25 protein-coding genes are annotated in these 24,378 nt (G+C 59.7%); 7 read left to right on the top strand and 18 right to left on the bottom strand.

Annotated elements, in window-relative coordinates:
* Positions 1 to 10 precede the first annotated feature (10 nt).
* The 3 genes from ugpC to J5J09_RS17185 form a co-directional block, all read right to left on the bottom strand.
* Positions 11 to 1,096 (bottom strand): sn-glycerol-3-phosphate ABC transporter ATP-binding protein UgpC, encoded by a 1,086-nt coding sequence (ugpC, locus tag J5J09_RS17195; protein WP_208552640.1) that lies wholly within the window; start codon positions 1,094 to 1,096, stop codon positions 11 to 13.
* A 103-nt stretch (positions 1,097 to 1,199) separates the two neighbouring features.
* Positions 1,200 to 1,841 carry a ThuA domain-containing protein gene (locus J5J09_RS17190; RefSeq protein WP_208552638.1) on the bottom strand — a complete coding sequence of 214 codons (642 nt, stop codon included), beginning with the start codon at positions 1,839 to 1,841 and terminating at the stop codon, positions 1,200 to 1,202.
* Positions 1,842 to 1,973: 132 nt separating this feature from the next.
* Positions 1,974 to 2,660, bottom strand: a complete 687-nt coding sequence (locus tag J5J09_RS17185) for a GntR family transcriptional regulator (RefSeq protein ID WP_246746000.1) — start codon at positions 2,658 to 2,660, stop codon at positions 1,974 to 1,976.
* A gap of 130 nt (positions 2,661 to 2,790) precedes the next feature.
* On the opposite strand from J5J09_RS17185, the gene J5J09_RS17180 reads away from it, so the two are divergent.
* The 4 genes from J5J09_RS17180 (at position 2,791) to J5J09_RS17165 (ending at position 6,856) form a co-directional block, all read left to right on the top strand.
* Positions 2,791 to 3,828 (top strand): TRAP transporter substrate-binding protein, encoded by a 1,038-nt coding sequence (locus J5J09_RS17180; RefSeq protein ID WP_208552636.1) that lies wholly within the window; start codon positions 2,791 to 2,793, stop codon positions 3,826 to 3,828.
* Between the two features lie 63 nt (positions 3,829 to 3,891).
* On the top strand, positions 3,892 to 4,371 hold the full coding sequence (locus tag J5J09_RS17175) for a TRAP transporter small permease (protein WP_208552634.1): 480 nt from the start codon (positions 3,892 to 3,894) through the stop codon (positions 4,369 to 4,371).
* A gap of 32 nt (positions 4,372 to 4,403) precedes the next feature.
* The gene (locus J5J09_RS17170) at positions 4,404 to 5,675 is read left to right on the top strand and encodes a TRAP transporter large permease (RefSeq protein ID WP_208552633.1); all 1,272 of its coding nucleotides are present in this window, start codon (positions 4,404 to 4,406) and stop codon (positions 5,673 to 5,675) included.
* A 26-nt stretch (positions 5,676 to 5,701) separates the two neighbouring features.
* Positions 5,702 to 6,856, top strand: a complete 1,155-nt coding sequence (locus J5J09_RS17165; RefSeq protein ID WP_208552631.1) for a mandelate racemase/muconate lactonizing enzyme family protein — start codon at positions 5,702 to 5,704, stop codon at positions 6,854 to 6,856.
* Between the two features lie 48 nt (positions 6,857 to 6,904).
* Here J5J09_RS17165 and J5J09_RS17160 read toward each other — a convergent pair whose 3' ends face one another.
* The 7 genes from J5J09_RS17160 to J5J09_RS17130 are packed head-to-tail and all read right to left on the bottom strand — an operon-like array spanning position 6,905 to position 13,728.
* Positions 6,905 to 7,792, bottom strand: coding sequence for an MBL fold metallo-hydrolase (locus J5J09_RS17160; RefSeq protein ID WP_208552629.1), 888 nt, complete (start codon positions 7,790 to 7,792; stop codon positions 6,905 to 6,907).
* A gap of 57 nt (positions 7,793 to 7,849) precedes the next feature.
* Positions 7,850 to 9,235 carry an amidohydrolase gene (locus J5J09_RS17155; protein ID WP_208552627.1) on the bottom strand — a complete coding sequence of 462 codons (1,386 nt, stop codon included), beginning with the start codon at positions 9,233 to 9,235 and terminating at the stop codon, positions 7,850 to 7,852.
* Between the two features lies 1 nt (position 9,236).
* On the bottom strand, positions 9,237 to 9,857 hold the full coding sequence (locus J5J09_RS17150; protein WP_208552626.1) for an isochorismatase family cysteine hydrolase: 621 nt from the start codon (positions 9,855 to 9,857) through the stop codon (positions 9,237 to 9,239).
* Positions 9,858 to 9,870: 13 nt separating this feature from the next.
* Positions 9,871 to 10,671: an ABC transporter permease subunit gene (locus J5J09_RS17145; protein ID WP_208552625.1), complete on the bottom strand. Its 801-nt coding sequence runs from the start codon at positions 10,669 to 10,671 to the stop codon at positions 9,871 to 9,873.
* Positions 10,668 to 11,546, bottom strand: coding sequence for an ABC transporter permease (locus tag J5J09_RS17140; RefSeq protein WP_208552624.1), 879 nt, complete (start codon positions 11,544 to 11,546; stop codon positions 10,668 to 10,670). The genes J5J09_RS17145 and J5J09_RS17140 overlap by 4 nt, the downstream gene beginning before the upstream one ends.
* A 2-nt stretch (positions 11,547 to 11,548) precedes the next feature.
* Entirely contained in the window at positions 11,549 to 12,601 is a 1,053-nt protein-coding gene (locus J5J09_RS17135) for an ABC transporter ATP-binding protein (RefSeq protein ID WP_208552622.1), read from the bottom strand.
* A gap of 14 nt (positions 12,602 to 12,615) precedes the next feature.
* Positions 12,616 to 13,728, bottom strand: coding sequence for an extracellular solute-binding protein (locus J5J09_RS17130; RefSeq protein WP_208552621.1), 1,113 nt, complete (start codon positions 13,726 to 13,728; stop codon positions 12,616 to 12,618).
* A 340-nt stretch (positions 13,729 to 14,068) separates the two neighbouring features.
* Between J5J09_RS17130 and J5J09_RS17125 the strand changes: the two genes are divergently transcribed.
* From J5J09_RS17125 to J5J09_RS17115, 3 genes are all read left to right on the top strand, one after another.
* A complete protein-coding gene (locus J5J09_RS17125; RefSeq protein ID WP_208552620.1) occupies positions 14,069 to 14,704 on the top strand; it encodes an isochorismatase family cysteine hydrolase in 636 nt (211 codons plus the stop codon).
* Positions 14,705 to 14,716: 12 nt separating this feature from the next.
* Positions 14,717 to 16,114, top strand: coding sequence for an MATE family efflux transporter (locus tag J5J09_RS17120; RefSeq protein WP_208552619.1), 1,398 nt, complete (start codon positions 14,717 to 14,719; stop codon positions 16,112 to 16,114).
* Between the two features lie 78 nt (positions 16,115 to 16,192).
* Positions 16,193 to 16,912 carry a GntR family transcriptional regulator gene (locus J5J09_RS17115; protein ID WP_208552618.1) on the top strand — a complete coding sequence of 240 codons (720 nt, stop codon included), beginning with the start codon at positions 16,193 to 16,195 and terminating at the stop codon, positions 16,910 to 16,912.
* A gap of 61 nt (positions 16,913 to 16,973) precedes the next feature.
* Here J5J09_RS17115 and ehuA read toward each other — a convergent pair whose 3' ends face one another.
* The 8 genes from ehuA to eutB are packed head-to-tail and all read right to left on the bottom strand — an operon-like array spanning position 16,974 to position 24,315.
* Positions 16,974 to 17,750 carry an ectoine/hydroxyectoine ABC transporter ATP-binding protein EhuA gene (ehuA, locus tag J5J09_RS17110; RefSeq protein WP_208552615.1) on the bottom strand — a complete coding sequence of 259 codons (777 nt, stop codon included), beginning with the start codon at positions 17,748 to 17,750 and terminating at the stop codon, positions 16,974 to 16,976.
* A complete protein-coding gene (gene ehuD / locus J5J09_RS17105; RefSeq protein ID WP_208552611.1) occupies positions 17,747 to 18,439 on the bottom strand; it encodes an ectoine/hydroxyectoine ABC transporter permease subunit EhuD in 693 nt (230 codons plus the stop codon). Before ehuD ends, ehuA begins: the two co-directional genes overlap by 4 nt.
* A gap of 16 nt (positions 18,440 to 18,455) precedes the next feature.
* A complete protein-coding gene (ehuC, locus tag J5J09_RS17100) occupies positions 18,456 to 19,118 on the bottom strand; it encodes an ectoine/hydroxyectoine ABC transporter permease subunit EhuC (RefSeq protein ID WP_208552608.1) in 663 nt (220 codons plus the stop codon).
* Positions 19,119 to 19,178: 60 nt separating this feature from the next.
* On the bottom strand, positions 19,179 to 20,030 hold the full coding sequence (gene ehuB / locus J5J09_RS17095; protein WP_208552606.1) for an ectoine/hydroxyectoine ABC transporter substrate-binding protein EhuB: 852 nt from the start codon (positions 20,028 to 20,030) through the stop codon (positions 19,179 to 19,181).
* A gap of 56 nt (positions 20,031 to 20,086) precedes the next feature.
* Positions 20,087 to 21,106 (bottom strand): N(2)-acetyl-L-2,4-diaminobutanoate deacetylase DoeB, encoded by a 1,020-nt coding sequence (gene doeB, locus J5J09_RS17090; RefSeq protein WP_208552605.1) that lies wholly within the window; start codon positions 21,104 to 21,106, stop codon positions 20,087 to 20,089.
* 4 nt (positions 21,107 to 21,110) lie between these two features.
* Positions 21,111 to 22,289, bottom strand: a complete 1,179-nt coding sequence (gene doeA, locus J5J09_RS17085; protein WP_208552604.1) for an ectoine hydrolase DoeA — start codon at positions 22,287 to 22,289, stop codon at positions 21,111 to 21,113.
* Entirely contained in the window at positions 22,286 to 23,299 is a 1,014-nt protein-coding gene (gene eutC, locus J5J09_RS17080) for an ectoine utilization protein EutC (RefSeq protein ID WP_208552603.1), read from the bottom strand. Before eutC ends, doeA begins: the two co-directional genes overlap by 4 nt.
* Positions 23,296 to 24,315 (bottom strand): hydroxyectoine utilization dehydratase EutB, encoded by a 1,020-nt coding sequence (eutB, locus tag J5J09_RS17075; RefSeq protein ID WP_208552602.1) that lies wholly within the window; start codon positions 24,313 to 24,315, stop codon positions 23,296 to 23,298. The genes eutC and eutB overlap by 4 nt, the downstream gene beginning before the upstream one ends.
* Positions 24,316 to 24,378 lie beyond the last annotated feature (63 nt).

The following is a 24,378-nucleotide window of genomic DNA, read 5'->3' as shown; positions in this document are numbered from 1 at the left end:
CTCTTTGAGATCAGTGCGCCTGATAGGATTTGCCGGAGGCGTCGAAGAGATGAATAGCGCTCGGATCGAAGCTGATGCGCACACTGTCTCCCGGGCGGATGCCGGAACGGCCCGTGTCCTGAGCAATGAGCTCTGTCCCATCCTCCAGCGTGCAATAGGCGAGGGTGCGTTCCCCCAGGCGCTCGACGACGCCTACCTTGGCGTCGGTCGCCTTGCCCGCCGGAACGTCACCGTCCGCCACGACATGCACGGCTTCGGGACGGATGCCGAGATCGAACGAGCCGGGATGGGGAACGGCTGCATCAATCTCGAACTCGAAGCCATTGCGAAACCGCACCGGCGTACGCCCGCGCCCAAGCACCTCGACGGGCAGGAAGTTCATACCCGGACTGCCAATGAAGCTTGCGACAAAGCGGGAGGCGGGCTTGAGATAGACATCCATCGGCGAGCCGATCTGCTCGATGCGGCACTGGTTGAGGACGACGATCCGGTCGGCCAGCGTCATCGCCTCGGTCTGATCATGGGTGACGTAGATCATCGTCGCCTTCATGCGCTGATGAAGCTGCGCAAGCTCGACGCGTGTGCGCACCCGAAGAGCGGCATCGAGGTTCGACAGCGGCTCGTCGAATAGAAAAGCCTTTGGCTCCTTGACGATCGCACGGCCTATAGCGACCCGCTGCCGCTGGCCGCCAGAGAGCTGGGCAGGACGCCGCGCAAGCAGTCCCTCCATTTCCAGCATACGGGCCGCTGTCTGGACACGCGCTTCGATCTCGGAGTTGGGCAGACCGATATTGCGCAGACCGAAGGCCATGTTCTCGCGCACAGTCATGTGCGGATAGAGCGCGTAGTTCTGGAATACCATCGCTACATTGCGCTGCCCCGGCGCCAGGTTCTGGCTTTCGACACCGCCTATTGTCAGGGTACCGCTGTCGATGCTCTCAAGCCCGGCGATCATGCGGAGAAGTGTCGACTTGCCCGACCCGGATGGACCCAGGAACACCACCAGTTCGCCGGAATTAACCGTCAACGAAATATCCCGGATGACGGAGACAGCGCCGAAACTCTTCGACACGTTTTCCAGCCGTATTTCAGCCATCGCTTTTCCTCCCTTACGTTTTGCATCATCTTTGCCGGTACGTATCGGAAGTCAAGATATGAAAGCGGTTGACCAGAGGCGAACACTGTCGACCAGCGGCGGACTAGCGCGCAGCCCAGTTTGCCCCGCGACGGAAAATGGTGCGCATCTGCGGGATATCGAATTCGCGGGCGACATGGCCCAGCGAGGAATAGAAGACTCGGCCTTTGCCGTGGTGGCGCTTCCACACCACCGGCATGACAACGCCGTCGATCCACCACGCGTGTTCGCCGCTGAACGTGGTCGTCGCCAACACCTCGTTCGAGGGATCGACATGCATGTAGTACTGCTCTGACCTGTACGGAAAATCGGTGATGCCGTGCATCAGCGGATCATCGGGACGCGTTATGTTTACGGTGTAGTCGATGATATTGCCGGGATGGGCCACCCATTGCCCGCCGATCATGAACTGGTACTCCACGCAGTCACGAAACGCATCACCCGCCCCGCCGTGATAGCCGGCAATACCAACGCCGTTCTCGACAGCGCTTGCCAAGTTACTCGCTTCCTCCTTGTCGATTGTCGACATTGTCATGATCGGCACGATCAGGGAGAGATCGTGAATGGAGGAATCGGCAAAAACCTTGGTGCTGGGTTCCAGATCGACCTCGAAACCATCCTCGCGCAGGATGCCTCGGATCACCGTGGCACATTGCTCCGGCTCATGCCCATCCCAGCCTCCCCAGACGATGAGAGCCTTACGCATCGTGTCTTCCTCCTCGTTTTGCGACCGGTATCGACCATCCGATTTTCAGGACGGCCACTTCTCCGACAGTTCAATACCGCGAAAATGTGATCAGGAAGCGGTTCCGGCCCGACAGCAGTGCAGGGCAGGGAATTATCGTTGCCCCTGCCGCATACGCTCTATGAGATTGCGTTCGGCAGCCCGAGCGTGTTTTTCCACGATTTGCTGGGTACCCTCGACATCATGTCGGGCCACGGAGGCCATGATGGCGCGATGCTCCTCGATCATTGCCACCCGCCGCGCGGGACTGACCGGATAGCGGCGCGCCAGACCTCTGACGACCTCGCCATGGCGCTGCCGGATCGCGAGCGCCTCCTGATTGAAGTGCCGGTCATACATGATCCCGTGGAAAGCCTCATCGAGACGATCCAGTTCAACCTGGTCTTCGGGCTTTTTCTCTATCTGCAACTGCACCAGTTCCATGGCTTGCAGATCCTTTTCCGTCGCCTGCTCAACGAACAGCCTGACGAGATAGGGTTCGATCAGTGCGCGAATGTCGAAGATATTCCGAACGAAAACCTCGTCGAGTGTCCGCACGCGTGCGCCGCGGTTACGATGGATGACGACGAAACCCTCGCCGCTCAACTGGTGAAGCGCCTCGCGTATCGGATTGGTGCTGACACCGTAACGGCGGCCAAGGTCGTGCGTTTTCAGCCACGATCCCTCGGCGAGGACGCCATTGATTATGTCTTCGCGCATGCGCTCGTGGAGGGGCTGAAATTCTTCGATTTCCGCCACGGTCCGGACGTCGCCCTTCAGATCGTCGGTCTTGTTCAGCATCTGCACGCGCGTCTCTCCAATAACGTCATTCTATGTAGCCGATGGAAAATCATACATCAATACGGGTTGACTTTGTACAATTTCAGAGATTTTATGTGAAATATAACGCACGATCTGGGAGGAGATGCGGATGTCTGCACTGAAATCGGGAATCTATGGCGCCCTCATTCTGGGAGCTGCCCTCATAACCGGCGCGGCGCCGGGCACTGCGGCTGAAATCAAGTTCGCCTTCGAAATGTTCGAAGGTGATAACCCCGAATACAACGCCGCGAAGGCCTTCAAGGACTATGTCGAAAACAAGAGCAACGGCGAACTCACCGTTCGGCTCTTCCCCGGCAACCAGATGGGTTCCGTTCGCGACACGACGGAGATGGTTCAGGCCGGCACGCTGGAAATGACTCTACCGTCCGACGGCGCCTTCGCTGGTTTTTACAAGCCGATCCAGGTCTGGTCGCTCCCCTACCTCTTCCGTTCCGCCCCGGTGGCCTGGGAGGTCATGAACGGCGAGTTCGGCCAGTGGATGCTCGGCGACATCGAGGAAAAGACAGGCATCAAGGCGCTTGCATTCTCGCAGAACGGCTTCCGTTCCTTCGTCAACAATGTCCGTCCCATCAAGACGCCGGCTGACATGCAGGGCATGAAGATCCGGACGATGGAAAGCCCCGTCTACATGGAAATGGTGAAGGCGCTTGGCGCCAACCCGACGCCGATCGCCGGCTCGGAAGCGGTCATGGCGTTGCAGCAGGGCGTGGTCGATGGCTTGGAAAACCCGCCGCCGGTTCTTTACACGGGTGGCGCCGCCGATGTCGCAAAGCACCTGACACTCAACGAGCACGTCCTCGGCCTCCACATCGTCGTGGCCAGCAAGACGTGGTTCGAATCTCTGTCGCCCGCGCATCAAGCGATCGTGCAGGAGGGCGCGCGCGTGATGGCGGCCGTCGAAAACGTGCAGAAGACGGAAGGCGACTGGATCTACGCGAAGAAGATTGCCGAGGAGAAGGGCGTGCAGGTGCATACCTCCACGCCGGAAGAAAAGCAGTCTTTCAAGGACGCGGTCTACCAGCCGGTCCGCAAATACATCTCAGAACAGGTCGGCGAGGACCTGTTGCAGCAGATGGAGACCTCCGTCAGCGAGGCGGAAACCAAGCTCTACGGTCCTTCCAACTAAGGCTGCACCCGTGTGCGCCGGCTCCCCCGGCGCGCACGGTCTGCTTGCGGGAAAGCTCGGACAATGACCACGAAAACCCTGTCACGCACGCTCGCACGAGCCTGCGAATTGCTGGCCGCGGCCATTCTGCTCGTCGTCTGCCTCATCAACTTCACACAGGTCGGCGGGCGCTATCTGATGGGCAGCTCGCTGAGCTGGGGCGAAGAAACGATGCGCTACATCATGATGTGGCTGATGATGCTTGGTAGCGTCACCGCAGTTTATCGTACCGAACACATGGCGGTCGAGGGGCTGCAGGATCTGGTGTCCTCGAAGTACCGTCATCTCGTGCGCAGCATGCTCTATGGGATCGGCGGCATCTTCTTCGTGCTCCTGGCCTACCATGGATGGTCCGCTGCCATCCGCAACATGTCTCAGCATGCCGCTGCTTCCGGAATGCCGATGATCATACCTTACATGGCGATCCCCGTCGGTTCCGTGCTGATCCTTATCCAGATCGTACTCTGCTGGCTCTCCGGGTTTGAAGGCGACGAACATGACTGAGTTCCACCAACTCCTTTTCCGCGAGACCTGAGATGGCCTGGGTTGCTCTTCTTTCGATGGTCCTGCTGCTGGGCGGCGTCCCGATTGCCATGGCGCTTGGCCTCGGCGGAACGCTCGGCGTCTGGCTGACGGGAATTCCGCTGCAGGTGATCGTCACCCGCTTCTTTTCTGGCGTGGACAGTTTCGTTTTCCTGGCGATGCCGTTCTACATCCTGGCAGCCGAAATCATGAATCGCAGCGGGATCACGACACGGCTCATCTACCTGTCGTCCATCTTGACCGGGCGGCTGCCCGGTGGCACCGCCTATACCAATGTGGGCACCTCGGTTCTCTTTGCCGGCATCTCGGGTTCCGCCGTCGCCGACGCGAGTGCGCTTGGACGCTTCTTCATGACCGTCATGCCGAAGGAGGGCTATACCAAGGAGTATTCCGCGGCCGTGACAGCCGCCTCATCGATCATCGGACCGATTATCCCGCCGTCGGGTCTCGCCATCATCATGGCTGCCGTTACCGGTCTGTCGGTCGTGGATCTCTTCGTTGCCGGCGTTGTGCCCGGCGTCCTCTTCGGCGTTGCGTGCGCCGTCGTCATTCTCCTGAAGTCCATCCGCAGCGGATTGCCGACCTCCATTGTGAAGGTGAAGCGGGAAGAACTGCCGAAGCTGCTGGTCGAGGGCACGGCCGTCATGATCTTGCCGTTCATCATCGTGGGCGGCATGGTGACGGGCGCATTTACGGCAACGGAAGGTGGCGGCATCGCCGTCTTCGTTGCGGCGGTACTGGGGCTGTTCCTGTTCAGAAGCATCAAACTTGCCGATCTTTGGGGCGCGCTGATCGTGTCTGCGAGGGCAAGCGCGACCATTTACCTTCTGGTCGCGGCGGCATCCATTCTGTCTTATGCGCTCAACCTGCTCGGCATCGGCGGAATGGTCACGGCAGCCGCGCCGTACTTCGAAGGCAATCCCTTGCTTTTCCTCGTCGGAGTGATGATCCTGATGCTGATCCTCGGTCTCTTCCTGGATATCGGCGCCGCCCTGCTGATCTTCGTCCCACTTGTCATGCCGACGGTGATTCAGCTCGGCATCGATCCGATCCAGGCATCCATGGTGATCATCCTGTCACTCGCCATGGGACTGATAACGCCTCCGGTCGGCGTCGTGCTGTTCATCCTGATGAAGATCGGCAATATCCGCATGACACCCCTCATGCGTGAACTGCTTCCCTTCATCTTCGCGGAGATCTGCATCATCCTGTTGCTGATCCTGTTCCCCTCTCTCTCAACGTGGCTGCCGGACCTGCTTCGCTAGGGCTCGCTTCACCTCCTGGAATTGACATGAAAATCACTGCCATCAAGCCGTACATCGCCCGCGTCGGCGTCCGAAACCAGCTTGTCGTCAAGGTCGAAACCGATAGCGGCATTCACGGCTGGGGGGAATCCGGCCTGTCTTACCGTGAAAAAGCTGTCGCGGGGGCCATCGATCACTACGCTCAGTTCCTGATTGGCAAGGATCCCATGCGATGCGGTGCTCTTTGGCAAGAAATGTACCGAAGCCAGTACTTTGAAGGTGGGCGCGTTCTGGCGGCCGCGATCGCCGCCCTCGACATCGCCTTCCACGACATCAAGGGCAAGGCACTGGGCGTCCCGGTTTACCAGTTGCTGGGTGGCAAGCAGCGGGATCTCGTGCCCGCATTCGCGACGACCTCGGCCGAACCGGGCGATGCGATGGTCGAGCAGACTGTTCTCCTGAAAGACGCCGGCTGGAATTGCGTTCGTTTCATTGCCGCCGGCCAGGAAAATGCCGATCGCTTCGAACCGCGCGAATCCATAGCCATCACGGCCGAATGGGTAACCCGCACACGTAAGGAGGTCGGACATGCCATGACACTCGGCGTGGAATATCATCACCGGCTCAGTGTCGCTGAAGCCGCCTCCTTCTGTCAAAAAATGCCGCAGGGAACCATAGACTTCATCGAGGAGGCGATCCGCGACGAGACACCTTCAGCCTACGAGGCGCTGCGGAAGATGACCGATGTGCCTTTCGCGATCGGCGAGGAGTTTTCGTCGAAATGGCAGTTCCTTCCCTACATCGAGCGCGACATCCTGCAGTTCAGCCGGATAGATATCTGCAATGTCGGCGGTTTCACCGAAGCGATGAAGGTTGCCGGCTGGTGCGAGGCGCACTATGTCGATCTCATGCCTCACAATCCGCTCGGCCCGATCTGCACGGCGGCCTCCGTCCATCTTGGCGCAGCGGTTGCCAATTTCGCATGGCTTGAGTGCCGCCAGAGCCCTGCGGAACAGCATTGGGGCTTCGACAACGCAACGCTCTTTCCAAAGCAGATCCAGATGGATGGAGCCTTCTATATCGTGCCGGACGCGCCCGGCCTTGGCATCGAAGTCGATGAGTCGGAGCTTAAGAAGATGCCGTTCGAATACTCCGAGCCGCCACACCTGCGCCGCACCGACGGCTCGTTCACCAACTGGTAGCATAACAACAAGGGAGGCAGCTCCGCGAGCTGCTTCCCATTTTTTGGACTATGCCGCACCTTTCGACTTGACGGCGAAGAACGCCGCCAGGTTCTCTTCGTGCACCTCCTCATAGTCTGGCAGATAAATCAGGCTTCCCGCCTCGATTTCGTCCGCCATCATGTCCTTCAATGCCGGCTTCTCGCCGATCTCGAGGCTCATTAGCCGCTTGACGTAGATCTCGGTGGCCTTGATGAAAGACGGCTCATAGCCACCGGCGGCGATGCGGTCTGGGTCGCCGTGGCAGGGAAGGATTTTCACGATCGGCCATTTGGCCATGCGTTTCAGCTCACCCAGATGAACTTCGAGATTGTCGGCATCCGTCACATAGGTTGCCGTATCCTCTAGCGTGTCGCCAGCGAATAGAAGGCCACGATCAGGAAGCCACAGAACTGTGGCGTCGGGGCTGTGAATATCAAAGTGGTGCAGTTCCACACGAAGGTCGCCAACCATCACCACGGTCGTCCCGGAAAAGAGCGTTGTAGGCGCGATGACCGGATCGATGATGGGAGCTCGCTGCGCAATCCGGGGTCTTTCCGCTTCCAGGAGGCGAGCCGTCTCGGTATTGGCAATGATCTCGCAATCCGCGAAGACCTCGTTTCCGGCGATGTGATCGTTGTGGAAGTGGCTGAGCACGACGGTCAGCTCTTTCACGCCCAGATCTTCCAGATGCCCACGGATCGCGCGGGCATGATCAAGAGAAATATGGGTGTCATAGACGAGGGCCTCGTCCCCGCTGACGATCGCGAAAGATGCAATCCCGAGCTTGAAGGCGCCGTCGTCCAGCCAGTTCGGTTCACGACCGTGAAGGCGTTTGCCGGCAATGCGGCCATCGTAATAGGCAAAGATGCCCGGATAGGGCTCCAGGATACGCAGGTGTTCAATCATATCAGTCATGGTTTTCTTCCTTCAACACCGACGCAATCCGCGATCGGGACGACAATGGTCGACGCATTATCTACTCCAGGTCGCCGCCCAGAAGCCCTGCGGATCGGTAGCAAGAATATCCGTGATCGTCGGCTGAGGCCCTGGGATCGGACGGCCACCGGTGCGTTTCTTCAACTCGTCCTGCGCATCCTTCACGAGATCGGGGGCCAGAACCAGAGCGATTGCGCCAAGCGCCAGAGCTTCGGACGCCATCAGCGGGCCGGGACTGCTGGAAGAGTGGCCGGAGAGAGCGGTCCAGGCCCAGTGATGGATGGGAACGTTGTTCGGATAGGCCCAGTTGACGCGTCCAAGCGGGATCTGCCAGCTGATGTCACCGTCGTCCTGGCCATAATAATCTATGCCTGTGTCAAAATACTCGATCTCGCGATGGAGGTCGAAGGAATTCCCGGGATCGCAGGCGGCCGATAGCTCCTTCATCCAATCGAGGTCGGCCTCACTCCACCTCGGCGGTCCGATTTCCCTAAGGCAGGTATCGAGTACCCGACCGACCGTATCATTGCCAAGATAACCGCGACACGCAGCAATCTGCTCCGCGACAAAGCCGACGCCTCTCTCCTCGGCAACCCGGCGATAGGTCTCGGTCATCAGGGCGTAGCCGCGTTCGACCATCTCGAAGTCGTGATGGCGAACCGACGACCAAAGACGGACCTCCTCCGGCGTCACACCGGGCGTGATGCCGGCGGAGCGATAGACATGCTTCAGCTGAAGGCCCGGAATCTCGCTCCTGATGCGGTCGAAGGCGGCAAATGCGGCTTCGGCGGTTTCAAGCGCGTTGCGCTGCGCAACCTTACCGCCATGGGCACTTTCGCCATTGAACCGGAACTCACCGCTTGCCATGGAATGGCACGGGCGGGCGAGGGAACCGTTCTGGTAGTCCCCGTGAGAGGTCAGGACGACATCGAGACCGTCGAAGACACCGGCGGCCTGCAGGGCGAGCTTGCCCCAACCAATTTCCTCGGCCGGGCACCCGACGATCACAATTTCCCCAGCGAGACCAAGCTCGAGCAAGGCCTTGCCGGCCGCGATACCCGCTCCAGTATTGGCCGGGCCGATATGGTTATGCCCGCAGCCATGACCCGGCAGCCGCCAGTTCCCCTGTCGGTAGGGAACGGCGTCATTGTAGAGCGTCGGCAGCGCATCGTATTCGACGAGAATACCGATCCGTGGACCGTCGCCGCTTCCGATCCGCGCGGTAAAGGCGGTCGGGACACCGCCCGCCGCCTTTTCCACCTCGAAACCGTGCCGTTCGATGAAGTCGCAGAGGATGGCCGACGACTTGTATTCCATGGCGGGAAGCTCCGGCACCCGCCACATCTCGGCAAAAAGGCTCTCGATTTCAGGCGCGATGGAACGCCATATCTCCCGGACCCGGTCCCGATACTGCGTGTGCATATCAGGCGGCCTTGTGTCCGGACTGGCCGAGAAAGGCGGCTATGACCTCATCGGACGTGCGGCGAGCGCCGTGCTGGAGGTACTCCATGTTAGCAAGGGCGGCATCGTGAGCGGCGATCGACGATCCTGCGACACAGTCCTCGACGACGCGGCAGTGATAGTCATTCTGGTGGCCGTCCGCGAAGGTGTAGTGAACGCAGATATTGGTGAGACCGCCGACCATGATCAGCGTTTCCGCTTTCAGGCCGCGCAAGAGAATCGAGAGGTCGGTGCCAATGAAGCCGGAATAGCGTCGCTTCACGATGACATAATCGTCGTCGCGCAGGCCAACTTCTTCGGCGGCGATCTTGGTACCTTCCCAGTCCTCGCGCAGATGCTCATCCTCGTCGCCATCCATCTCGCGACCATAGTCAACGCCCGTCTTACGATGGCTTTCCTGCAGGAAGATGATCGGAATGCCGCCGGCCCGAGCCGCGTCGATCACGGCGCGGGCACGCCGCATGCGTTCGATCATACCCGGCATCAGGGGAATGGCGCCATCATCTTCGAAGGCTGACTTCTGGATATCGACGACGATAAGGACCGGCTGGCCAACGATCATGGGGTTCTGCTTCTTCTTCATCAGAATTCTCCTTTCAGGCGCGCGCGCCGAGCAGTTTGGGAAGGTTGCCGAACCGGGCGATGGCAACAAAGCCGGCCAGGCCGATCAGCATGAAAAGAACCGCGCCGACGCACATCGTGGGCGAGAAACCGGTTCGCATGTTCGTGAAGATTTTCACGGGCATGGTTTCGGCCGTGAAGCCCGCCACCATGAAGGCGATGACATATTCGTTGAGGCTGAATATCGCGACGAACACGAAGCTCGACACGACAAATGGCATGACTATCGGCAGTGCGATGGAACGCAGGACATCGCCGTCACGCGCGCCCATTGTCCGGGCCGCCTCAACTAGCGATTTGTCGATCGACGCGAACCCCAGCGTGATCATCACCAGCGGCACGGCTATGAACGTGATCGCATGGCTGATGACGATGTTCTCGATATTCCCGACATGCCGAACGGTGCCCCAGAAAAGGAGGAACAGCACGGCGATGACGACCGGCGGCAGGATGAAGGGAACGCCCGCCATACCGGCGACGATCTTTGCCAGCGGAGAATTCGTCTTCCACTGCATATAGGCAATAGGGAAGGCAATGCTCGTCGCCAGGAGCGATGCTGCCAGAGCGATGAGGATCGATCTCGTCAGGGCCGATACCCAGGTAGGATCAGAGAAGAAGGTGGAGTACCAGCGCAGGCTGATGTCTTGCGGCGGGAAGGTCATCTGCGCGGTGCTGTTGAAACTGACCCCAGCGACAATCGTCAGCGGTGTCGCGAGGAACAGGGCAAGGCAGAGCAGGAAGGCAAAACGGGAAATGGCTGCGAAAGAACGGGTCACGACGCATATCCTTTCCCGCCGATACGATTGATGACGAGGATCATCAGCCCGGTTATCACCATCAGCAGAACGGCGATCGCCGCGGCACTCGGCAGGTTCTGGGCCGAGATCGCGACCTCGCTGATGATGACCCCGATCGTCCAGTTGGCCGGACCGCCGAGCACGAGTGGAGCGACATACGCCCCGATCGTCATCACGACCGTGGTCAGGTAGGCAGTCGCCACGGGTTTCCGCATGAGCGGGACCAGTATGTCGAAAAACGCGCGCGAGGGCCGCGCCCCCATGGTGGCGGCCGCCTCCATATAGGAGGCGTCGAGACGCGAAAGGCCGGGATAAAGCGTCATGACGTTGAAGGGCACCACGACATAGACGAGGCAGCCAACGACCCCGAGGAAACTTGGCGTCAGGGACACCGGCTTTTCGAGCAGTCCCAGGAAGACAGCGAGGTTGGAGATGCCGACGCGCTTCGAAAGAATGATCTGCCAGGAGAAGGTGATCAGCACTTCCGACAGCGCAAGGGTAACCAGAAGACCGACCAGCCACACAACCTGCGCCTTCCGGCTCATGCGGGTGATGAAATACGTCGCCGGGAAGGCGAGGATGATACCAAGCGTCGCGACGGTGAATGCCAGTTGCAGCGAAGAGACAAATCCGTTCAGCACCATGGATTGGAACAGCGTTCCAAAGGCGTCCAGCGTCCAGCCGCTGCCCTGATAATAGGCTGGATCAAGCCGCGCGAGACTGACGCGCAGAAGCAATGCGAAGGGCACGCCGAAAAAGGCAACGATCATGAAGAACGGCCAGAGCAGGCCGACTATCGTTGCGCCGGTGCCGGCTTTATGTCCTCTGGAAGAGATTGTTGCGGCGGCCGACATCATCAATCCTCCAGCACCGTTGCCGCACCCGGCGCGAACGATACCGCCAACTCGTCCTGACCCGAAAGCAGATCCCATGCCGCTGGCGACATGAACGACAGCATCTGCTGCCCGGCACGGTCCAGGTGCACCTCCACCGTCGACCCAACGTCTCGGACGAAGGTTACCTTGGCTGTCGGCAGATCTTTCGACATTTCCGTCCTGGAAAGCAGCGTGCCTTCCGGGCGGACACAGACGGTCACTTTCTGGCCGATCGCAAGCTGTGACGGAGCCGATCGCACCTCGATGGTACGACCATCAAGCTGGACATGCGTCCGATCAAGAAGAATACCTTCGGCCAGATTGCTCTGGCCGATGAAGTCGGCCACGAAACGATTGGCCGGCCGGCGATAGATGTCGATCGGCGAGCCGACCTGTTGAACCCTGCCATTGGCCATGACGACGATCTCGTCGGCGATCGTCATCGCTTCGCGCTGATCATGGGTGACGAAGATCGTCGTGATCTTCAATCGACGCTGCAACTGCTTCAGCTCGACCTGCATATGGTCGCGCAGCTTCGCGTCGAGTGCTGACAGCGGTTCATCCATGAGGAAGAGCAGGGGTTCCTGCGCCAAAGCGCGGGCGATCGCGATGCGCTGCCGCTGGCCGCCGGAAAGCTGATCGACCCGGCGCGTCTGCGTGCCGGGCAGATCGACGAGCCTCAGCAACTCGTCGATCCGGTCCGCCTTGTGCCGCTTGTCCATGGTCCGGAAACGCAGGCTGTACCCTACGTTCTCGGCCACGTTCAGATGAGGAAACAATGCAAGGGCCTGGAAGACCATGCCGAAATTGCGCTGATATGTCGGCAGCGACGTTATGTTTCGCCCGTCGAACAACACATCCCCGGTCGTCGGCTCTTCAAGGCCGGCGATGATGCGCATCAAGGTTGTCTTGCCGCATCCCGAGGGCCCGAGAAAGCAAACGAATTTCCCCTGCTCGATATGCAGCGATACGTCAGAGACGACCGTGTTGCTGCCGAACGATTTGGTCAGGTTGGCTATTTCCAGTCCTTGCATCACATGTGTCCGCTTTACTGGCCCAGCATCTTCAACATCTGCGCGGAGATGTAGTCGGCATGCTTCACCTTCGCGTCGGACGCCACCACGATCGGCTCGCCCTGCGAGGAGACGGCGGCGAATTCCTCGTCCGTTAGGCTTAGTTTCGAGCGCTCGATGAGGGGAGCCGCGCCAACGTGGCGCGCGATCAGTTCATGGCACTCAGGCGTTGCGCTCCAGTCAAGGAAGGCGATCGCCTCATCCGAGGGCGTTCCAACTTTCGGGAGGCACCAGGCATTGTAGCCCAGCACCGCACCTTCCTTCGGGAAGATCGAAGCGATGTCGGTGCCCTCATTCTTCATGATCATCGAGACGTCATGGAAATACATGCCGCCAACGATTTCGTCGTTCTGGTAAGCGCTCTGCATCGAGCCTTCGTCCGTCCACCACAGCTTGGCGTTCGGCTTGAGTTCGGCGATCTTGGCGATGACCTTGTCGATACCAGCCTCGGTGTCGAGGACCGACGGACCTTCGAAATAGACGGACGCCACGATGTCGAGCAGGACCGAGGAACCACCACCCTGGATGCCCCAGGCTGATTCCCGCGGCTTCCACATCTCCGTCCAGCTGTCGGGAAGGGTTTCGAACTCGGCGGGATTTGCGACGAGAGTGATGTACCAGGCCATCGCACCGACGCCATCGATCGCATCGCCGTCGCTGTAGACGAAGCCGGGCATGATATTGTCCATATTCTTCAGACGCGATTTTTCAACCGTCGCCCAAAGGCCGCGGGCACGCCCACGGATAACATCGGCCTGCCCGGCGCAGCAGACGTCCATGGGGGCCTGGCCGGACTGAACGGCCTGTCCGAGCTGGATCAGGAACTGCGCGCTCCCGGACTGTGGGATCGACTGCACTTCAATGCCCGTCGCCTTGGTGAACGCGGGATACACGTGCTCAGCAAAGGCCTGCTCGAAGAAGCCGCCGAAGTTCGAAATCCGCAGCGGCGTGGCGGCATAGGCCGATTTGATAAAGGGCGCGCCCAGCACAGACGCGGCACCCATGCCGCCTATCGCCTTTAGAACTGTTCTGCGGGAAACTCCGGAAACCTGCAAACCTGCGCCCTTGGGCGTTTCGTTCGATGTCATGCTGCTCTCCTGTTGAAACTCGACGGCCACGGCCTTCGACGATCAAAAATCTAGCAATCGGCATGCCAATTGAAAAAATCTCTTTAATACAATTATTTACGGCTTTTATTAAGTCTGGTGCCGGTTAGGCGTCCGGAGGGAAAGCGCCACGCCAGAAGCATTTGCACACTAATTAATCTGATTGTATACAATATTGCATACCGAATTCTGCGATGTATAATGGGCCTCGCGATCCGGGCTGCCGGGTCGCTTTTTCTCCGCCCAAGGCGTGCCGACAGCAGCCGTCCACTTCGACCGGATGGATGAAGCGCCCGCCTCTTCCAAAGAAAGCCTTTTTCTGATGACTGCTGAAAATCCGATAGTGCCGAAGCCGATGATCGTCGGCAAACCCACCCTTGTGGTCGTCGATATTCAAAAAAGCGGTTTCATGCCGCGGCCAGCAACATCGCGCCTGGCCTTCATGGGAGACCATATCGAGCGCAACTATCGAGCTAAGACGGTCATCGATGCCGCGCGCAAAGCCGGAATTCCCATCATCTTCGTCCAGGAGGCCCATCGCGATAACCTGATAGATTTCGGCCGCGAGCTGGATGGATCGGAAAGCATTCATTGCCTCGAAAGCTCGCCCGGCACGCCGTTCCCGATCGAGGAACTGGAGATGAGGCCAGACGACCTCAAGATCACGAAGCGTCGATACTCGGTGTTCTACGGAACCGAGATGGAAATCCTGCTGAAGGCCGTCAAAGCCGAGACGCTCTTCTTCGTCGGCGGCTTCACGGATGTCTGCGTTCACTACAGCTTCGCCGACGCCCATCAGGGCGACTATTACTGCCGCGTGATCGAGGATTGCGTGTCGGGGTCCAGCGAGGCAGCACATGATGCATCGCTGATCGCCATGGAGTACCTTCAGGCTGGCGCTCGTCGTCAGGCGCAGGAGGTGATTGACGCCTTCGCACAATACGCCGGCGGCCGGTGATCCGACAGAACGATGGATAACCGCAAAGAACTATCGGCTATTGCCGGCATCGCCGCGCCACTTGCGGTTACCCAGCTTAGCCAGCTCGTGATGGGGCTGGCCGCAAGCTTTGTTCTTGGAAGGATAGACGGCGCCGCCTTGGCCGCCGGGGGCCTGTGCGCGATCGTCATCCAATTGCTCACCGTCGTCTCGCAGGGCTTCATCTCGGGAGCGCACCCGCTGATGGCCGCAGCCCGTGGTCGTCGCGACGCGACTGTCGATGGTGGTGGTGACGGCGGAATGGCCCGCTCTTTTGGCGGCGGTGTGGCCACCGCCGCGATTTGCGCGATCGTCGCCACCGCGCTGCTTTCCCGGCTGCCGACGCTGCTGGGCGTCTTCCCGCTCGAAGCGGCGGTCATGCGGGGGGTAGACGACTTCCTTCGGGCAGGGACTTTCGCCATCCCCGCGATCTTCTGGATTATACCGATACGGTTTTATTTTTCCGTTTGCGGTCGAGCCTGGATTGTCATGACAGCGATCGCCATCGGCGCAGGTCTTTATCTCGGCCTTCTGAACCTGCTCGTCTTTGGCGGTGCTGGTATTGCCCCGCGGGGAATTGCCGGCGCGGGACAAGCCTTCGCTATATCCTGGTGGGCGATCGCCGTTGGATTGACGCTTGCATCGCTGTTTTCAGGCTTTCTGCCAGTCGCCATGCTGCGCGAGGCAAGACAGGGAGCCCTGCGCGCCCTGCCGCAAGTCTGGAGCATCGGCTGGCCGATCGGACTGATCTACGCAGCGGAACTGGGGCTTACGCTGGCAATGACGCTGCTGGTCAGCAAATTCGGCACGGTCGCGATCATCGCCAACCAGATAGCGCATACGATCAACAGCATTGCCTTCAACCCTGTTGTCGCGCTTGGCCAGGCGGCGACTGTGCGCGTTGCCTATCATGCGGGCGCCGGGCAGCCGGTGGCGGCACGCAAAGCCGGCAATTTGGCGCTTTCGTTGGCGGTCGGCCTCATGGCTGGTCTCGGCCTCCTCATATTCGTCGGCGCCCGCCACATCGTTCCGGTCTTTCTGGATCGCAACGCGGCAGAATACGCCGCTGTGGAAACGCTGACCCACCATTTGCTTTTGATCCTGGCGGCCTTCCTTGTCTTTGACGGCCTCCAGTCGGTGGCCAATGGCGCGCTGAGGGGACTGAGGGACACGCGCTTGCCCATGCTGATCGGGCTGGGTGGCTACTGGCTTCTCGCCGTGCCGGTCGCCGTACTCCTGGCATTTTCGTTCGGCTTGGGGGCGATCGGCATATGGATCGGCATTCTCATCGGAATCACAGGGGTCGGCGCGCTTCTGCTATTGCGTTGGAGGCGACTGACCACGGACGCCGGACTGCCTGTCACGGTCCCGTCCGCGCTTGAGGCTGCGTGATGATTGCGCTTGCTCCGCCCCTGCCATAATAAGAGACAAATCGGTGTGTTCAGAGAGAAATACAACCAAGGTTAAAGCATGAGATTGCAGCCATCCATTCCAGTCGCATCCGACACCGAAGAGGGAAGCGGAACCCCGAGAAAGCTGACCCGCAGCGAGGAGGTTCGTGCCCGTCTCGCCGACGACATCGTGGACGGTCGGCTGGCTCCGGGAATGGCGCTGGACGAGACCGCGATCGCCAATAGCTACGGCGTGTCGCGAACACCGATACGGGAGGCCATCCGCGATCTCGCCGCAATGGGGCTTGTGAAAACGCGACCGCACCGCAGCGCGATCGTTACCCGTCCGTCGCAGGAAACACTGCGCCAGATGTTCGACGTGATGGCGGAACTGGAAGCGCTGTGCGCCGGGCTTGCAGCCGTCAACATGGGTCCGGCCGAGCGCCGGGAACTGGAGGAAATCCATGCCGGGCTAGCGGCCTTGCTGAAGGCAAACGATCCGAGCGAATATCATCTGCTCAACGAACGTTTTCACGCCGCCATCTATGCTGGAAGCCGCAATGCCTACCTGGTGGAGGTCACGTTGGCGACGCGTCAACGTCTCTCGCCCTTCCGCCGCGCGCAGTTTCTCAGCGCCGGACGCCTTGCGAAGTCCTATGCGGAACACGACGCCATTCTGGTGGCTATCCTCCAGGGCAACCGCGAACTGGCCTCATCAAGCATGCGCAAGCACATTCTGACGGTCGAGGATTCTTATGAACAGTATGCGGGACTTAAAGGACCAATCGCTGGGTTTTGACCGCGTCTCTTCCCTCTGAACATCAGGCGTGAGGCAAATCCGCAGGGGTTTCGTGACGCGATCACAAAACCGAAGAAAGAAACTCCCGCGTTCGCTCGTGCTTGGGCTCTCCAAAGATCTCGTCCGGCGACCCTTGTTCGCAAATGCGACCCTTGTCGAAGAAGCAGACGCGGTCGGAAACTTCACGCGCAAAACGCATCTCGTGGGTAACGAGCAGCATGGTCAGATCGTGTTCGTGCGCCAAACCGCGAATAACGGCCAGCACTTCACCCACCAATTGTGGATCAAGCGCCGAAGTCGGCTCATCGAAAAGGAGAACACGCGGCCGCATGGCAAGTGCGCGGGCAATCGCGACCCGTTGCTGCTGGCCGCCGGACAGTTGCACAGGGTAGTGGTCCTTCTTATCCGCCAGTCCCACCATCTGAAGCAACTCGATCGCTCGCGCTTCGGCTTCCGCCCGCGCCATACCCAGTACCCGCACAGGTGCTTCGACGACATTGCGCATGACCGTCATGTGCGGGAAAAGATTGAAGCTCTGGAAGACCATGCCGACATGTTTGCGGATCTCCCGCAGATGTTTTTCCGACGCATGGAACGGCCCTTTGCCGCGCTGTTCATGGTAGGACATGTCGGCGAGCGTCAGGCTGCCTTCCTGGAAAGGCTCCAGCGTCATTAGAATGCGCAGAACCGTTGATTTGCCGGAACCGGACGGCCCGATCAGGGTCACCTTCTCACCCTTCGCAACGCTGAAATTGAACTGGTCGAGCACGGTCAGAATGCCGAAGCGCTTCGTGACGTTGGAGAATTCGATAATCGGGCTATCAACTTTGTCAGTCATCGCATGGAAATCCCTGCTTTTGGGAGCGCTTTCTGCAGGCGATGGAGGCCTGCCGAACAGATCAGCGTCAGGAGAAGGAAGATGACGCCCACCAGCGTCAGCGGCACGAGATATTCGAACGTGCGTTCGCCGATCATATTGGCAAGGCCCATCATCTCGAGAACGGTGACCACGGAAAGGACGGGTGTTTCCTTGATCATCGCGACCAGATAGTTGCCCATCGCCGGTACGATGCGTGGAATGGCCTGGGGAATGATGATGTCGCGATAGGTCTGCATGCGGGTCAAATTGAGCGCGGTCGCCGCTTCCCATTGGCCATGATGCACGGCCTCGATCCCGCCGCGATAGACCTCGGAGGTATACGCGGCATATTGCAGCCCGAGTGCCAGAGCGCCTGTGAGGAACGCCGGCAGGACGATCCCGATCTCGGGGAGCACGTAGTAAAGAAAGAACAGTTGCACCAGAAGCGGCGTATCGCGCAGAAACTCGACAACGAATGCGGTCGTCCAGGAAATCGCCTTCACGCGGCTACGGCGCAGCAAGGCGAACACCAGGCCGAGGGAGAGCGCAATTGCGAAGCCGGCGGCTGCTGCCTTCAACGTCACGGTCAATCCGATCAGCAGGATCGGAAGAATTGAGATCGTGTAAGTGAGCCAGGTCGTCGTATCCCATTCGTAACCATACATCATGGCGGCAGGATCCTCATTAATGGCCCGCGCGCGACAGGACGTCGCCGCGTCGCACGAAGCGTTCGATCGCTTTGATTGCCACCATCAGCATCAGCGACATCGCGAAATAGCAAACGAGCGTGATCGAGTAGATGCTCGTGCTGTCGAGGGTCAGGTTCCGGATCGACTGAGCCGAGAAGGTCAGGTCGGCAATGGAAATGAGTGAGACGAGCGAGGACAGTTTCAAGGTTTCGATGGCGAGATTGCCAAAGGCGGGCATCATCTCCACCACCGCCTGGGGAAGTGAAATCCGAAACAGCGTCTGGAAACGGTTGAAGTTCAGAGCGCGCGCGGCTTCCAGCTGTTGTGTTGATACGGAAGAAAGCGCGCCTCTTACGATCTCGGCGCCGTAACCGCCAACATGCGCTGCCAGAACCAGGATACCGGTCGTGATGGGTTCGAAGCTGAGCCCCACCAAAGGCAGCGCATAATAAAACCAGAAAAGCTGGACAAGCAAAGAGGTGCCTCGAAAAACCTCCGTATAGCACAGAGCGACAGCCGATAGAATCGGGCCGCCTTCGACGCGCAGAATGCCGAAGAAGAAGGCGAGCGCCGCGCCCACGACAATCGACGCCAGCGTGATCGTCATCGTCACGACGGCGCCTTGCCAGAGCATAGGCAGGTAGGCTGTCCAGTCCATCTGCAAGATCCCTCGGGTTCAAGTCGAGTGGCGCCCGATGGTACCGGGCGCCAGCTGCCGTTATTTTCCGGCGCAGAGATCGGCCACGTTCTTTTCGGCAGCCGCCGCAATACTGGCTTCGGACACACCATATTTCGCCAGGATGGCTTTGTAGTCATCCGTCTTGCGGAACTCCACTAGTGCGGCGTTGAAGGCATCGCGCAGTTCCTGGTCTTCCGGCCGGAACGCGAAGCCGCCGTAATTGCGAACCGGTGCACCATCGACGACCGGGTCTTCGAAGGGCGAGACCTGTTCGACATTCTCCTGATCCTTGGCGAGCTCCGATACGGTCAGCTCCGTCGCGGCATAAGCATCGACGCGGTTCTCCACCGTCGGGATCGCATCGGCATTGGCAGGGATGAAGACGATCTGGTCGTCCTTCACGCCAACCGCCCGAAGGAAATCGACATTGTTCGCACCCGACACGACTGCGACCTTCAGCGACGGATCCTTGGCGATGTCTGCATAGGTGGTCAGCCCCTTGGGGTTGCCCTTCTTCACCAGAAGTCCTTCGCCATAGGAGGAATTCGGTTCTGTGAAGGAAACCTGCTTGCAGCGCTCGGGCGAAATGTTCTGTTCGGCTGCCGCGAAGTCGAAACGGCGGGCCTTCAAGCCCGGAATGAGGGTGCCGAACGGAGTGACCGTCCAGTTGACCTCTTCAATCCCGATCTTTTTCAGAACTGCGTTGGCGACATCGGGTCCAATGCCAGCGGAGGTGCCGTCCGGCTGCATATAGGAGTAGGGCACTTCGTTCGCAGTCGCGGCACGGATATAACCCTGCTCCTTAACCTCTTCGAGGGTGAGCGCGCCTGCCGATGTGATCGAGGCGATGAGTGCAAGGGCGGAAAGCCCGGTTATCTTTGTGTAATGCATTTGAATTCTCCTCTGGTTCATTGTTTTTGTTTGTCCATTTCGGATCTTGTGCCGTTTTACCGGCCAGGTTCTCCCGTCACCGTAGCGATGACGGAAAGGCAGTCGCCGGCCTTGATCAGGCCGGGCACGTGACGTGCCGCGAGCACCCCATCGATGGCGGCTCGATAGTCGATCGGCGCAAGGCCGGTCTTGCCCACGGGATAGACGCGGGCAACGGTTTCGCCAGCTTTGACCTGTTCGCCAAGGTCACGCACAAAGGCGACAAGACCGTCGTCCTCGGCGAAGGCGAAGCAGTCGCTCGACGGCATGTCCAACCACTGGGTCCGCTGAACGTCGGGAGCGCCGGGTAATATTCCCGCGTGGCGTAGAAGGTTGAGACTGCCCTTCCGGGCAATCTGTATGGAAGCGGCACTTGCTGTGCCGGCACCGCCCAGTTCCGTGGTGACGAAGACCTTGCCCATCTCTTCGACGGTCGTGTCGAGCATTCCAACGGCATCAATTTCCAGCATCTTCATCGAATAGGGTGCTGCAAAGGCCGCAACGGCGTCGAAACAGCGTGCCTCCTGGGTCTTGTCGGCCAGCTCATGGGCCGCCGCATAGGGCAAGAAATCGAGCGTTTTTCCGCCTGAATGGAAATCGAGTACGAAGTCGGCAAGCGGGACGAGATACCGTGTTACATAGTCGGCGATCTTCTCCGTCACAGATCCGTCGGGGCGACCCGGAAAGCTGCGGTTGAGATTTCCGCGATCAATCGGCGAGGTGCGAGTGCCGGCGCGGAAGGCCGGATAGTTGAGCGCCGGAACAATAACGACACGACCGTTGACCTCAGCCGGATCAAGCGTTTGTGCCAGTTCGAAGAGGGCCGCCGGTCCCTCGTATTCGTCACCGTGATTGGCCCCGGTGAGAAGAGCAGTCGGACCTTCCCCGTTGGCAATGATGCAGATCGGGATCATGACCGATCCCCACGCGCTGTCGTCGCGGCTATAGGGCAGGCGCAAATGACCGTGCTGTACGCCCTTCGCGTTGAAGTCGACGGAAGGGGTGATCGGCGAGGGGCGGGGAAGGGCGGTCAACATGATGTCAGCCCTTCACGAACAGCTGCCGCGGAACATTCGAAAGGCATTCAACACCACTCTCCGTAATCGCGATGCTTTCGGTGATCTCCAGCCCCATGTCCTCCAGCCAGAGGCCGGTCATGAAGTGGAAGGTCATGCCAGGCTTGAGCTCGGTTCTATCGCCGGGGCGTAGGCTCATGGTGCGTTCGCCCCAATCCGGCGGGTAGGAGAGGCCGATGGGGTAGCCGGTGCGGTTGTCCTTGATGATCCCGTACTTTTTGAGGACGGCAAAGAAGGCGTTGGCGATGTCTTCGCAGGTGTTGCCGGGTCTGGCAGCCGCAAGTCCCGCCTCCATGCCTTCGAGGGTTGCCTTTTCGGCATCGAGAAAGGCCTGTGTTGGCTTGCCCAGAAAGACCGTACGGGAGAGGGGGCAATGGTAGCGTTTGTAGGCGCCGGCAATCTCGAAGAATGTCCCTTCGCCCAGACGCATGGGGTTGTCGTCCCAGGTCAAATGGGGCGCAGAGGCATCGGCGCCGGACGGCAGGAGCGGCACGATGGCCGGGTAGTCTCCGCCGAATTCGGAAGTGCCGCGAATGCCGGCATCGTAGATCTCGGCAACCAGATCGCACTTGCGCATGCCGGGTTCGACGACGTCGACGATCCGCTTGTGCATCAGTTCGACGATCTTGCCGGCCTTGCGCATATAGTCGAGTTCGGTTGCGCTCTTGATGGAGCGCTGCCAGTTGACGAGACCTGCTGCATCCTTGAAGCGGGCATTTGGCAGGTGCTTTTGCAATGACGCGAAGGCTGCCGCCGAGAAGTAATAGTTGTCCATCTCGACGCCGACCGTGAGGCTCGACCATTTGCGTTCGTCGATGATCTGCGACAGGAGATCCATCGGGTGACGCTCGGTCGACTGCACGTAATGATCCGGATAGCCGATGATGTTGGCATGATCGAGATAAGCGGTGCGCTTGGCGCCATTGGCGTCCTGCTTGCGGCCATACCAGATCGGTTCACCGCTCGGCGGAACGAGCACGCACTGATGAACATAGAAGGACCAGCCGTCATATCCCGTCAGCCAATGCATGTTCGACGGATCGGTGACAATCAAAAGATCGATCCCCTGCGCCTCCATGGCATGCCGGGTTTTCGAAAGGCGCTCGGCGTATTCCTCGCGAGTAAAGTTCAGCGTCACGCTCACGCGGCGTCTCCCTTGGCTATTTTGTTATCGATTGTCTGTCCGTATCCGGCATCCCGCGCCCGGCTGACGGCCAGATTGGCAATTGCGGTGTCCTGCACCCCCGTGCCCGTCAGGTCGGCGAAGGTGATTTCTTCGGCGCTCGTTCTGCCTGGCACCTTTCCAGCGATGACCGCGCCGAGTTCATCGAAGTGCTGGTCTGGGTTGACTGCAGCAACCTCGATCGCGTGATGCAGTTCGCCGAGAAGGCGCGTCTGGCTGAGGCGGTCGGCGATGTATCTAGCCTTGGCAAAGAGGGCTGGATCGATTTCGTTCTTGTGCTCGGCATCGGATCCCATCGCCGTCAGGTGCTGGCCGGGTTCCAACCAGTCAGCCATCAGGACGGGCTTTTCGGCGGGCGTTGTCGTGACGATGATATCCGCGTGTCTTACAGCTTCACGCGCGTCGGCGATTGCATCCACTTCAATCCCGTACTCCCTGGCCAGATCCGCTGCCAGTTTGCCTGCCTTTGCGCGATCGCGCGCCCATATGCGCGCTGATTTCACCGAGCGAACCAGCATCAGGGCCTGAAACTGCAGGCGTGCCTGCATGCCGGCACCGAAAATTGCTGCAACGGAAGCGTCTTTCCGCGATAGATGCCGCGCGGCAACCGCTCCGGCCGCAGCGGTGCGCACATCCGTGAGGTAGCCGTTGTCCAGCAGAAGCGCTTCCACCAAACCTGTTCTGGCGCTGAAGAGGATCATCAACCCATTGAGGCTTGGGAGACCGAGCTTCGGGTTGTCGAAGAAGCCGGGGCTGACCTTGATCGCAAAACCGTCGAAACCAGGGACATAGGCCGTCTTGACGTCGACCTCTCCGCGAAACTCGGGGATGTCGAGCCGCAGGATAGGCGGCATGGCCACGGCCTGGGTCGCAAGTGCCACAAACGCCTGCTCAACACAATCGACCGCAGTGACGTCCAGTCGAACGACCGATCGGAGATCGCTTTCCGTCAGGATCGCGATGCGGCTCATGCCTCGGCTCCTTCCAAAATCCTTTGATGAAGCTTCGGATCGATATTAGCACCCGACACGATGACCGCAGTTGGACCTGGCAGCTTGACCTTCTTCGCCAGAATGGCCGCGATGCCGACTGCCCCAGCACCTTCGACGGACAGACCTTCGTCATGCCAGGCATGGCGGATACCGGCTGCAATTTCGCTTTCAGTCAGGAGGACGATGTCATCGAGCAGATTGCGGCACAGCGGAAAGGTGACCTTGTTCTTGAGACCAATCCCGCCGCCCAGGGAATCCGCGAGTGTTTCCTCCTCTCGAACCGCCACCGGCCGTCCGGCAGCGATCGATGCATTCATGGCAGCGCCGCGCTCCATGGAGATGCCGATGAGGCGCACCTGTGGATGCAATTCTTTGATCGCCACGGCAATTCCGCCGGCCAGACCGCCACCCGACAGCGGAACCAGCAAGACGCCGACATCCGAGAATTCCTCCAGGATTTCAAGGCCGATCGTGCCCTGACCCGCGACAACGTCAACGTCGTCGAAAGGCGGAATGGCGGTCAGGCCTCGTTCCTCAACGAGGCGCTCGACCTCTTCCTGAGCGTCGTCCTGCGAGACACCGACGATCCGGACCTCCGCGCCAAGGGCGCGGATCGCATCGACCTTGTTGGCAGGAACAAGGGAAGACATGCAGATGGTTGCCGGCACGCCAAGCTCGCTCGCCGCATACGCGACCGCACGTCCGTGATTGCCGGTCGATGCCGTCACGAGGCCCCGTCGGCGGGATTTCTCGTCGAGAGCAAGAATGGCATTCATGGCGCCGCGCAACTTGAAAGCGCCGATAGGCTGACGGGTTTCGAGCTTAAGATGCACCGGGTGACCGGAAAGGTCGGACAGGGAGCGGGAGTGAACGAGAGGAGTGCGGACGACGCGACCCTTAATTCTCTGCGACGCCCGCCTGACGTCCGCCAGGGTCACCGGCAGAATGTCCGTGTCAGTCAATCGGCTGAGGTTCGCGCTCTTCATGATTGTCATGTTGAGAGCGAAGTAAAATCATGTCAATTATTATATTGTAATGATTCAATCATTGTCTGATCC

The organism is Ciceribacter sp. L1K22, assembly GCF_017599385.1.
GTDB lineage: Bacteria > Pseudomonadota > Alphaproteobacteria > Rhizobiales > Rhizobiaceae > Allorhizobium.
Note: the sequence above shows the minus strand (reverse complement) of the source record. Positions and strands in the feature narration are given on the sequence as shown.